The 11,864-nt window shown below is 44.7% G+C and carries 11 protein-coding genes; 7 read left to right on the forward strand and 4 right to left on the reverse strand.

Features of this window, described 5'->3' with window-relative positions:
* The 3 genes from AC1DSE_RS19995 to AC1DSE_RS20005 form a co-directional block, all read right to left on the reverse strand.
* The coding region (locus tag AC1DSE_RS19995; RefSeq protein WP_477528080.1) for an MFS transporter at nt 1-694 on the reverse strand (694 nt) is incomplete at its 3' end.
* A 5-nt stretch (nt 695-699) separates the two neighbouring features.
* Nucleotides 700-1,437 (reverse strand): glycerophosphodiester phosphodiesterase, encoded by a 738-nt coding sequence (locus AC1DSE_RS20000; RefSeq protein WP_477510422.1) that lies wholly within the window; start codon nt 1,435-1,437, stop codon nt 700-702.
* Nucleotides 1,438-1,548: 111 nt separating this feature from the next.
* Nucleotides 1,549-2,493, reverse strand: coding sequence for a hypothetical protein (locus tag AC1DSE_RS20005; RefSeq protein ID WP_477510402.1), 945 nt, complete (start codon nt 2,491-2,493; stop codon nt 1,549-1,551).
* A gap of 184 nt (nt 2,494-2,677) precedes the next feature.
* Here AC1DSE_RS20005 and AC1DSE_RS20010 point away from each other — a divergent pair, with 184 nt between their 5' ends.
* Entirely contained in the window at nt 2,678-3,031 is a 354-nt protein-coding gene (locus AC1DSE_RS20010) for a metal-sensitive transcriptional regulator (protein ID WP_441882687.1), read from the forward strand.
* 20 nt (nt 3,032-3,051) lie between these two features.
* A complete protein-coding gene (locus tag AC1DSE_RS20015; RefSeq protein WP_477528081.1) occupies nt 3,052-3,255 on the forward strand; it encodes a copper ion binding protein in 204 nt (67 codons plus the stop codon).
* 86 nt (nt 3,256-3,341) lie between these two features.
* On the opposite strand, the gene AC1DSE_RS20020 is transcribed toward AC1DSE_RS20015, so the two are convergent.
* Nucleotides 3,342-3,839, reverse strand: coding sequence for a DinB family protein (locus AC1DSE_RS20020; RefSeq protein WP_477510403.1), 498 nt, complete (start codon nt 3,837-3,839; stop codon nt 3,342-3,344).
* Nucleotides 3,840-4,028: 189 nt separating this feature from the next.
* Here AC1DSE_RS20020 and AC1DSE_RS20025 point away from each other — a divergent pair, with 189 nt between their 5' ends.
* The 5 genes from AC1DSE_RS20025 to AC1DSE_RS20045 all read left to right on the forward strand — a co-directional run.
* Complete coding sequence (locus AC1DSE_RS20025; protein WP_477510404.1) at nt 4,029-5,003, forward strand: hypothetical protein; 975 nt, start codon at nt 4,029-4,031, stop codon at nt 5,001-5,003.
* Between the two features lie 614 nt (nt 5,004-5,617).
* A complete protein-coding gene (locus tag AC1DSE_RS20030) occupies nt 5,618-7,039 on the forward strand; it encodes an ABC transporter substrate-binding protein (protein ID WP_477528082.1) in 1,422 nt (473 codons plus the stop codon).
* Between the two features lie 159 nt (nt 7,040-7,198).
* Nucleotides 7,199-10,204 carry an extracellular solute-binding protein gene (locus tag AC1DSE_RS20035; protein ID WP_477528083.1) on the forward strand — a complete coding sequence of 1,002 codons (3,006 nt, stop codon included), beginning with the start codon at nt 7,199-7,201 and terminating at the stop codon, nt 10,202-10,204.
* Nucleotides 10,205-10,206: 2 nt separating this feature from the next.
* Nucleotides 10,207-11,166 (forward strand): carbohydrate ABC transporter permease, encoded by a 960-nt coding sequence (locus tag AC1DSE_RS20040; RefSeq protein WP_477528085.1) that lies wholly within the window; start codon nt 10,207-10,209, stop codon nt 11,164-11,166.
* A gap of 6 nt (nt 11,167-11,172) precedes the next feature.
* Nucleotides 11,173-11,864: carbohydrate ABC transporter permease (locus AC1DSE_RS20045; RefSeq protein WP_477528084.1), on the forward strand; the 692-nt coding region annotated here is incomplete at its 3' end.

Below are 11,864 nucleotides of genomic sequence, written 5' to 3' on the forward strand. Positions count from 1 at the left end.
GAGTAAAGAAGGCTTCAACCCCTTGATAGGAAAGAAACCAGAAGAAAATTGCACCAAGTAAAAAGATCGTAGGACGGTTCCATTGTTCTTTGAACGATATTTTTGTTGTCTTCTCAGCAGGCGAGTAAGAGAGCGCATCACGTTTTTCTTTTATATTATTCAAGAGAATGACTAAACAAATGAGCGTTAAAATGGATGCAACTAGAAAAGGGAGTGAGTGATGTTTCTCATATAGAAACGAGCCTCCTGCGAAAGCGATAATGGAGCCGATCCCGCCCATGAAGTTAATAATGCCATTTGCTTTTGTACGCTTGCTGTCATGAGTGATATCGGGCATAAGCGCGACAGTCGGGGAGCGGTACAGGCTCATCGACAGATTCATAAGCACCATAAACAATACGAGCGTGAGCAAGCTTGTGTGCCAAGGGATGAGCGCACCGAACAAGGCTGCAAGTGGCATGCCGATGAGCAAATAGGGCATTCTTCGGCCAAGGCGCGTGTTTGTGCGATCACTGCGGCTTCCAATCCATGGCTGCAAAAAAAGAGCAAAGTAATTATCGATCGTCATCATGAATCCAATCAGCGCCGTACTCGTCAAAAACTTATCGAGAAAAAAGGGGACGAATGCGTTGTAAAGCGCCCATGTAATGCTGATGCTAAAAAAACCGAACCCGAGCAGCCATGTTTTTTTCATACCGCTTATGCCCCTCTCCTTAATAGCACCTCAGCCAATCGATCAGGATAATCCGTAATGATTCCGTCTACACCTGCGTTAAGGAGTCGCTCCATCTCTTCCGCATCGTTAACCGTAAACGGATGGTAGGCAATGCCATGTGCAGCGGCGGTAGCTGTCCATTCTGGCGTTACAGCGTATTTGAAAGGATGCAGTGCATCAGCCTGAAGCGTCGCCGCATATTCCCAAGGACGATAAAGCCCTTCCATATACAGAACGCCGGTACGAATTTCAGGTGCCAGCTGCTTGCAGAGCAAGAGCGAATAATGATTGAAGCTGGATAGAATGATGCGATCAGTCATTCCGAAGGCTCGGACCATGTCAATTACCTTTTGCTCCAAACCTGGATACTGGATGATACCGTTTTTAAGCTCGATATTTAAAATGATATCCGTATGACGGAGAAGCTCAAGAAGCTGCTCTAAAAGTGGGACTCGTTCGGCTTGGAAGGCGGGGTCAAACCAGCTGCCAGCATCGAGTGACATAAGCTCCTCGTATGCTGTATCCTTTACAAGCCTGTTCAAGCCGGTTGTCCGCATTAGTGATTCATCATGAATGATAACGATTTGGTCGTCCTTCGTTAGTTGAACATCAATTTCGATGCCAGTAGCACCTAGCTCAATGGCTTTCTTGAATGCAGCGAGCGTATTTTCGGGACAATAACCGCTTGCTCCGCGATGGGCGAAATTAATAATAGTTTTAATAACGATTCATCCTTTCTGCACAATAGAGTCTATTACTAACTATATAGAAGTAATATTATGGCTGTGTCAAACACGAATAAAAAGTGGGCTCCGGAATGATTCCAATAAGAGTTAAGCGAAGCGGTAATACAGGAGGAGGTAGGTAGCTAGTACGAAAATAAAATTAAGCGGAACAAACACCATTTGCGTGAAGGTCGTGCGATAAACGGAGAGCGGTTTCTTATAGATGCAAGCGCCTTCGATAATAAACAAAAGCAGTACGATGTGAATCATAAAATGACCAATCAGCTCTTTCATGCCAAAAAGCATCGTTGCTGAAATGAAAATAAAGGTTAGCACCACAGACAACATTCGGTTCAAAATACCGATTACGAGTAAATAACCGACGACGAACTCAATAAAACCAGCCATGATGATAAATAGCGAGATATCAAAACCAAACGTGGGTACGTGATGTTTAATAATAATATCTTCTGCCATTGTCGGGTAAATCCATTTTTCTACGGCGACCCAGCAAAGCGATAAGCCTGTTCCCAAATAGAGAAGGGGGAATCCCCATTCGGATAGTTTAGTTCGCTCGAGCAGCAGGGCGCCGATAATGGCCAAATAAAAACCATAATCAAGCATATGAAATATTCCTGCTTCAATGCCTGATTCAATGAATAGAACGAGCATCACAAGCGCACCAATTTTTGTTGCATAATGCCGCGGAATAAGCAGTAATATGATTGCAGTCCACATTAGGATCGTTTGCCAGCCGTCTGTAAGCTTAAATTCCAGTGCGAAGCGTGTTCCGGAAGCTGCTTGAATGAGAAGAGCAGCAGCTGTGCCGTACTTTAGGATGGGTAAGGAATATCGCCGGAGCTTAACGAGCTGACGATCCACTTTTGTAGACAAATTTGAGCTCGATAACTCAGGAAGGAACTTGGTTAGCACAGCGAGCAGAACGGTAATAATCATTGCCAGCTTCATAAAAAAAGGAGAAAGAATGGCGGCAAGCGGTTGTTTCTCCGCGATGATGTCTGTAAACCATTTGACATGTGCATAATAATCCATTAACTGATATTCCTCCGATTCGATGTGGTTTAGGATGAACACGAGGATGATCGTAGCATAATAGAGAAAAGAATAAAAGTGTAATATAAGGAATAAATTTACATTATTAAAAAGAGTATTTACATACCCCTTAGGGGTATGATATGATGAATTTATCAAGTAATACCCCATGGAGGTATGCGAAATGGACAATGAAGCAATAATCGATGGGAGTCATGAGCATTCCCATCCACCGGATGACTGCTGCGACCCAAACGGTCCGCGTAAGAGTCATCACTCCTCACAAATGAAGGACAATTTAACAAAGCGCTTGAACCGAATTGAAGGACAAATTAGGGGCATTAAGGCGATGATAGAGAAGGATACGTATTGTGATGACGTGCTTAATCAGATTGCCGCAGCACAATCCGCTTTGAACAGTGTCGGCAAGCTGCTGCTTGAAGGACATATGCGAAGCTGCGTAATTGAACGTATTCAAGCAGGCGAAAGTGAAGTTATCGATGAATTGCTCATTACCGTTAACAAACTAATGAAATAATAGACGGAGAGGGGATTTTAATGATGGCAAACGCAGTATTGAAGGTAGAGGGCATGACATGCGGTCATTGTGTCAGTTCGGTTGAGAAGGCCGTTGCAAATGTAGGAGCGGTAGGCAAGGTAGATTTGGCAAACAAGAAAGTAACAGTCGATTTCGACGAATCGAAGGTTACGATAGAGGCAGTAAAAGCAGYGATCGAGGATCAAGGATACGACATCGTATAAAATAAAGCAGGTAGGGGCTGAATACAGCCCCTCTTTTTTTTGGTTCTGATTTCGTTTATTATGAAAGCAATAAATATACGTTTATATTAACGAAGTGCTTTTAAATCTTTAATTTGCTCTGTGTGCCGCTGCTCATGCAAATATAGCAGTTCGATCCATTGATCTAAAGGTAAGTTACCAAACCTCGGGTGATTCACTGCTATTTCCTCCACAATAGATTTATCCTCAATCTTACCAAGAACATCCATTAATTTAATTCTTGATTCGCTTAATAATTGAATGATCTGTGATACTTGAAATGGTCCTGAATCAGGTTCTGAAATTTGGGGAGCTTGATACTTCACCGACTTATCCAACACAATTTCAATAGGCTGACGTTCGGTTTTGGTTAAAATCTTTTGCTTAAGCCCGAACATAATGGCCTTTCTAAACAAGTTTTCCGTTTTCAATAAATGATGGCAAACCTGAGCTATACTCCACATTGAAGTTTCAAATGTACGATTGAATTCATCGTCATCTAGGCATGATATTTCATTTAACAATTTCTCTCTAGTTGTAAATAAATACTCATTAAAATCATCCATCTGATCCTCTCCTTAAGCGGATGGTAATATCTACTATAATCATATAACAAGGTACTATGACTTGGTACTATTTATTACAATATTCTAAGCACTGGGATAACGCATACTATCGTCCGTTAGCAGGATTGAGGCTGAGGTCGATGGGCAATAATGGATGAGATTAGATTTTAAAGCATGAGGTGAATGGTTATGAATAAATCGGCTTTGCATGCAAAAAAGTATCGGAAGCGGACAGTAACTGCGGGAATCATAATTCTTAGCTTGCTTGCGGCGGGCTGCGGAAGCCCGGCAGTCAGTGATCATTCCCAGCATGCTGTGAGCAATGTTGCTGTCACTGATGAACATCGTGGTCATACGGCTAATGCACAAGGCGATGAGATGGAACATGATACTTCGGAAAATCATAGCGGCCACAACCGCTTAGAACAAATGTCAGCGGCCGATATTAAGCTGGAATGGCGTTATTCGCCGGTGCGTCCTGGTCCTGGGAAGGAAACAAATATCGAGTTGTTTCTTTATGATCATGCGGGAAAGGCGATTGAAAAATATGAAGTCAATCATGAGAAGCTCATGCACCTCATTCTCGTAAGCGAGGATTTGAAGGACTTCATGCATATTCATCCTGAGTATAAAGGGAAAGGTAAGTTCGAGGTAGCTGCATCCTTCAACAAGAGTGGAAACTATAAGCTGTACGCAGATTTTATTCCGACAGGTTCTCCGCAGATGACGGTTGCGTCCCATCTACAGGTGTCAGGAGCAAAACAAGCTCAGGAGCCGCTGAAGAAGGATAAAAACCTAACAAAAATCGTTGATGGTATTGCTGTCTCCTTGAAGATTTCCTCATTCAAAGCCGATCAAGAGACAGATTTGATATTCACGTTAAGCGATGAAAAAACGAAAGAACCGATTAGTGATTTACAGCCTTACTTAGGGGCTATCGGACATGTTGTTATTTTGAGCGAGGATAGGAGCCGTTACCTGCATGTCCATCCGAAGGATGACAACAGAAGTGGGCCGACCGCTGAATTCTCCACTCGTTTCCCTGAACGGGTTTATATAAAATGTGGGGGCAATTTCAGCGTGGAGGAAAAACATTTATTGTTCCATTTATCATTGAGGCAGAGTGAAAAAATGATCAACATTAAATATTTATATAAATGCTAATCACTCAGAAATGGGTGATTTTTTTTGTGCTTAAACATGAAAAACGAGGCAATCCAGCGGGTGTTAAGCAGATTGTAACTAAAAATGCAAATCAGCATTGAAAAAGTTGAACGAAAATTTTGCTTGAATTGAATTTTAGTACTTGAAAACGTAAAAATACGTGTTAAACTAAATCATGTAACATAATCATTAATCGATTAACATAATGGTTATTTCTCTTGGGGGTGAAGCTTGAGCTGAACAAGTTTACATATGTTTTAATGCATGAATATAGGTTCGCGCTATACGGTTAATAAATTAACTAGAATATAAGCAAACTGGGCTGTTAAGTCAAGAACTGCTTATGTTTGATTCAAAACAGAAGCTGAGCAGTGAGAGCAAGCTGGAATTGTTTAAGCTTTACAATGCTGATAACTAGAGGGAGTCATAGCAGCAAGAGAAACAAAAAATAGAAATCGTTTTTGATGCCTGCAAAAAAATGCTTCTGATTAACAAATGTGTTAAACACTGTTTACTCATCTAAGAACCATAATCAAGCAAGGCATTAATGACTATATCGTTTAAGGGTTAAAATGTAAACGCTTTATTCAAAATTACGGAGGAGGCTTTTTTAAATGAAAAAGTTAACAAGCACTTTCATTTTTATGTTGGCTCTTATTATGCTCGTAACGGCATGCTCCAGTGGTGCAGGTAAAAACTCGGTTAATAATGGAAAAGAGAATAAGCCTGCGAATACGGAAGGCAATAAGGAAGCGTCTACAAATGAGCCGGCCGCTAATAATTCTGAGCCTGATGGCGGGGCTGCCAAGTCCTCCATTGATCCGTCGATTGCAGGTGAAGTAACGTTCTGGACGTTCCTTGACAACAAAGAGAAGGATGCTGCGCTTCAAAAGGCGTTTAATGAAGTTTATCCGAATATCAAGCTGAAAACGATTTTTGTACCGTTCGGAGATTTGCACGATAAGCTGCAAACGACTTTGGCAGCTGGCAAAGGAGCGCCGGATGTTGCGCTTGTTGAGCAAGGCCAGTTTACACGCTATAGCACAGGAAATGTACTGGAGGATTTGCTTCAACCGCAATATGATGCTGGCAAATATCAAAGCCTAGTATCGGAGTATAACTGGAACCGCTGGTCGTCCATTGACGGCAGCAAATTGTTAGGTATGCCGTGGGATGTTACACCTGCTGTAACTTACTACCGTGCAGACATCTTTGAAGAGCTGGGCTTGCCATCTGATCCAGCCGAGCTTGGCGAATACATTCAAGATCCAGACAACTTCTTCACACTAGCTCAAACGTTGAAAGCAAACGGAAAGTATTCCATGGAATGGCGTGATTCACCCGTTCACTGGTTAGGCGATTCACTTGGATACTACGACAGCGAAATGAACTGGGTTCGCAACACGGATGAGTTCGTAAAATTCCTCGATATTTCAAAACAAGTTAACCAATTGAAAATTGCTCCGCATGACGGCATCTACAGTGATAAAGGCAAGCAGCGCGTGAAAAAAGGCGAGTCCCCGATGTACGTAGCGGGAACTTACGGCGCACGTGATCTAGAAATCAACTTCCCGGATCAAAAAGGCAAATGGAAAGCTACAACAATGCCTTTTGGACTTAACGTTGGTATGGGCGGATCGACATTCGTCATTCCTTCACAAAGCAGCAATAAAGATGCAGCATGGGCATTCGTAGAATTTATTACAACGTCCGAAGCAGCTTGGAAACTATGGATTGAACAATCGGTTCAACCGGATTACAAGCATATTACAAGCCAAGAATGGTACCTGTCACATACAAATCCTTACCTCGGCGACCAAGAGGATTACAAGTTCTACAATGAGCTTGCCAGCCTCATTCCAATTAGACGTTTTACTCGTCTTGACGGTTTAGCATGGCCTTTATGGGTTGAAGGTGTATTAGCCGCACTTGATAAAAACGTTGATTCAAAAACAGCCATTCAGCAAACGCAAGAAAACATTGAGAACAAGCTGAAGGCCGAAAAGGAAAAACTGATTAAAGAGCTCGCCCAATAATATTGTTTCTTTTACCAGAAAACCGAATCATCCTTCATTGAAGGATGATTCGGCATGATAACACAACGAAACGTTTTAACATTTATCGCGAAACGATAGCTGCGCCGCCTTAAAATGACGCAAGCCGTTTACGCTAGTATGGCAAGGGGGTGCTCCTTGGTGATTCATTGGCTAAGCAAGTATAAAGTAACATTGGTTGTCATTGCCGCATTAGTCTGCTTCTTTTTATGGTGGAATAATTCAAGGGGCTACAACGATGATGCGATGGCTGGAATTGCGCTGGATGCTGGAATCGATCAATCGTCAATTTTGGAAGGTGAAGACGCGAGCAGCAAGCTGGAGCCGTCTTTTAATAAATATGTAGACACCTGGAGTGAACAAGGAGCGTCAGATACGACGGATTTCAGCATCACGCTGTCTTCTACAAATTATGAGGGAATCAGCGAGTCAGGAGCACAAATCGTCTCGGGCTTAGGTGACCAGTCAGGTCAAGCCTTGGCTCTTATAGATGAGGACAGCTGGGCGGATTATTCCTTTGAAGTGCCGCAGGATGGCTATTATCAAATGGGAATGAGCTATTACGCGATGGAGGGCAAGCGCTCATCCGTCGTTCGCAGCTTGCAAATTGACGGAAAATATCCGTTTTTCCAAGCGAAGAAGCTGGAATTCCAAAGGATGTGGAAGGAAGCCGGAAAAACATGGTTTGACAATCAGAATAATGAATTCAATCCACGCAGGGAAGAGACATWCGGTTGGCAATACCGGGAATTCCGTGATGCAGAAGGCAAAACGTACGAGCCGTTTCGTTTCTATCTGACAAAGGGCAAGCATACGCTGCGCCTTCAGGCGGTTAGGGAGCCTGCGGCAATTGGGAAAATTGACATTTACTCGCCGGTAAAGATACCAACTTACGCCGAGGTTGCCAGCACATATGAACAGAAGGGCTACAAGAAAACAGCGGGACAGCTTATTAAGGCGCAGGCCGAGCTGTCGACCTTAAAATCCGATCCGACGCTGAAGCGTATCGAGGATCGCGAGCCGTTAACAGAGCCATTCAAAAAAGATTCTATTGTACTTAACACGTTCGGCGGCGCTAGCTGGCGAACGGGCGGACAGTGGGCGGAATGGGGAATTGAGGTGCCTGAAAGCGGTCTGTACGAAATCGGAGCACGTTATGGGCAATGGTTTCTTAACGGAATGCCAACACAGCGGACGGTAACGATTGATGGCAAGCTGCCATTTAAAGAAATGAATGAAATTTCTTTTCCTTATAAGGCGGAGTTCCAAGTTGCTAAGTTCGGCGGCGACAGCGAGAGCAATGAGCCCTATCTCTATTATCTAGAAAAGGGCAAGCATACGATTCGAATGGAAGTTCAGGTTGGTGCGCTTGGGCGAATGCTCGAGACGGTTACAGATACGACACGCAAAATGTCACTGCTCGGCCGTGAGGTTATTCAAGTTACGGGTACGAACCCCGATCCGAATGGCGACTGGCGCTTGGAGCAAAATATCGCAAACCTCGTACCGCGCCTGCAGCTTATGGCCAAGAGCTTCGATGATACGATCAAAGGACTTTATGAGCTGGGCGTTGACAAGGGCAGCTCTGAAGTAAGTCCTCTTTACGAAGCGCGCGACGTGCTGCTCAGCATGTCTAACGATACAACCTCCATTCCAGGACGCATGCTGCAATTCAATGATTTGCAGGCATCGCTTGGGACATGGGTGAATGGGCTGAGCAAGCAGAGTTTGCTGCTTGATTATCTCATCATTAAATCGCCAGATACGGCATGGCCGAAGCCTGATGCAGGCTGGCTGGCTAGAACGGGTACGATGATTTACGACTTTACGAGCTCGTTCACGAAAAACTACGGCGGTATCGGCAACGTGTATGAAGACGAGAAGGTGCTGGACGTTTGGGTAGCGAGAGGGCGCGACTGGGTCGACATTATTAAGCAAATGATTGATGAGGATTTCACCACAGAAACAGGCATCAAAGTAAATGTCAACGTGATTCCGGCTCAGCAGATGCAGGTGCTCTTGCTGGCAAGCACGGCGGGTTTAGCGCCAGATGTTGCGCTTGGTGTAGAGGGTGAAATTCCAATTGATTATGCTGTGCGCAATGGATTGGTCAACTTGGAGGAATACGACGATTACGATGAAGTAGCCGCTCGATTCAGGCCAGGTGCACTTATTCCTTACAAATATAATAACGGCAGCTACGCGTTGCCAGAAAATCAAAACTTCAACATGCTGTTCTATCGCAAAGATATTATGCAGCAGCTGGGCATCTCCGAGTCTGAAATTCCAGACACTTGGCAGGAAGTTATGGATCTTATTCCGATCCTGCAGCAAAACGGAATGGACTTTTTCTACCCGCATGCTCCGAATAATCCAGCGCTTGCGATTAATGAATTTGCGCCGTTCCTGTTCCAGCAAAACAGCGAGTTTTACCGTGAAGACGGTAAATACTCGAACCTTGATTCGCCAGAGGCGATGAAGGCATTTAAGCTTTGGGCAGGATTGTTTACGAACTTCAAAATTTCGAAGCAAGCCGATTTCTATAACCGTTTCCGTTCCGGCGAAATGCCAATCGGGGTAGCGGACTATTCTACTTACGTGCTGCTATCTACTGCAGCGCCGGAGCTTACAGGCTGGTGGGGGATGAAGCCGATGCCGGGCATCGAGCAGGAGGACGGGCAAATCAACCGTTCAACCGGCGGCCTCGCGCAAACGGGCATGATTTTCAAAGATACCGATATGAAAGAACAATCATGGGAATTTCTGAAATGGTGGACGAGTGCAGATACGCAGGAACGATTCGGCTCCGAGCTTGAAGCGCTGCTTGGCGTAGAAGCAAGATGGAATACCGCTAATATCGAGGCGCTGAAGCGGATGCCGTGGCAGTCCTCTGATATTAACGCGATTCTCGAGCAGTGGGAATGGTTCAAGGAGCGCGAGGTTGTCATTGGCGGTTACTACACGACCAGGCATATCGCGAATATTTGGAACCAAATCGTATTGAATGGCAAAATACCGCGTGAAGCGGTGGAGGAAGGCGTTAAGGAAATCGATAAGGAATTGCGCAAGAAGCGCGAGGAATTTGGTTTAAATGATGCGCCTGCATCTTCCAGTCAAGCAACTTCCAAAGGAGGCGACAGCCCGTGAAAATGAACACTGATTCAGCGGCAACCGTGGTCACTCCGGCAGCGGAGCGCCTCCGCAAACCGAGCAAATTGTCCTTGCTGTGGCATGAAATGAAGAGAAACAGGGTTTCCTACCTGTTTCTCGCTCCATTTCTTATCCTGTTCAYCTTGTTTACGATCGTACCGGTCGTCACTTCGGTTGTACTCAGCTTTACCTATTACAACATTCTGGAGGCGCCAAAGTTTATTGGTCTCTCCAATTACAAGCTGTTGTTTGTCGATGACGATATTTTCCTTAAGGCGATTGGCATTACGTTGAAATTTGCGTTCATTACAGGGCCGGTCGGCTATGTAATGGCGTTCTTGCTGGCTTGGCTCATCAGTCAAATTCCGCAAAAATACCGCTTCTTCTATACGCTTTGTTATTATACGCCGTCCATTACGAGCGCTACGGCGATGTCGGTCGTATGGCTCTACCTGTTTGCGGGCGACCGCAAAGGCTTGCTTAACTATTTTGCATCAAAGCTGGGCATTATCGACGAGCCTTATTTATTTTTGCAAAATATTAATTCGATCGTACCCGTTATCATCATCGTCTCGCTATGGATGTCGATGGGGGTAGGGTTCTTGGCTTTCCTAGCCGGACTTCAGAACGTACCGAAGGATCTTTATGAGGCTGGGGAAATCGACGGAATTAAGTACAGATGGYAGCAGCTTATTTATATAACGGTTCCATCCGTAAAGCCGCAACTGCTGTTCGGCGCAGTGCTTCAGGTTGTTAGCTCATTGACCGTGTTTGATGTCAGCGTGCAGCTCGTCGGATTGCCGAGTCCGCTTTATGCAGGCCATACGATTTTGACACATTTATTCGATTATGCCTTTATCAAGTTTGAGATGGGTTACGCTGCGGCGATCGCTGTTGTGCTGTTCGTCATGATGATCGGACTAAACCGTCTCATATTCAAATGGCTAGGAAAGGACTGAACCGATATGACTGGCGCAGTGAAAGGCAGGAAGGATTGGGGAGGATTTTTCCTTTATCTATTTCTAACGTTGTTCGGTCTCTTGATGCTTGCCCCTCTGGTTTATATGGTATCTACAGCCTTTAAACCAACAAGCGAGCTGTTCCTGTTTCCGCCGCGATTTTTCGTGAACAATCCGACATTAGTTAATTTTCGCGATCTATTGCTCATAACGGGAACGACAAGCGTTCCGTTCTCCAGGTTTATTTTTAACAGCTTGCTGATCAGCTCCTGTATTGTTGGCTTTGGCATTCTCGTATCGGCTATGGCAGCGTATCCGCTGGCGAAGCACAATATGCCGTTTCGCAGCGCTATATTCAACATGGTCGTGCTTGCTATTATGTTCTCGCCGATGGTCGTGCAAATTCCGCAATATTTGCTCATTAGCAAAATCGGTTTGATCAATACGTATTGGGCGATGATTTTGCCGTATTTGGCGGCTCCGATAGGGATGTTTCTCATGACGCAGTTTTTGCGCCAAATCCCGGATGCCTTGCTGGAGGCAGCACGCATGGATGGCGCATCCGAGTGGAAGGTGTTTTGGGTTGTCGTCATGCCGATGCTGAAGCCARCCATCGCGACCTTTGCATTATTCAGCTTTATATCAGCCTGGAATGATCCATACCCAGCAATGGTCTATACGACCGATCAGGATATGAA

It is taken from the genome of Paenibacillus sp. 01L418, from assembly GCF_056400045.1.

Bases quoted from the DNA above. Each gene is read 5' to 3' on its own strand.
- AC1DSE_RS20030 (WP_477528082.1), top strand. From the start codon at position 5,618: ATGAAAAAGTTAACAAGCACTTTCATTTTTATGTTGGCTCTTATTATG.
- AC1DSE_RS20020 (WP_477510403.1), bottom strand. From the start codon at position 3,839: ATGGATGATTTTAATGAGTATTTATTTACAACTAGAGAGAAATTGTTA.
- AC1DSE_RS20005 (WP_477510402.1), bottom strand. From the start codon at position 2,493: ATGGATTATTATGCACATGTCAAATGGTTTACAGACATCATCGCGGAG.
- AC1DSE_RS20025 (WP_477510404.1), top strand. From the start codon at position 4,029: ATGAATAAATCGGCTTTGCATGCAAAAAAGTATCGGAAGCGGACAGTA.
- AC1DSE_RS20010 (WP_441882687.1), top strand. From the start codon at position 2,678: ATGGACAATGAAGCAATAATCGATGGGAGTCATGAGCATTCCCATCCA.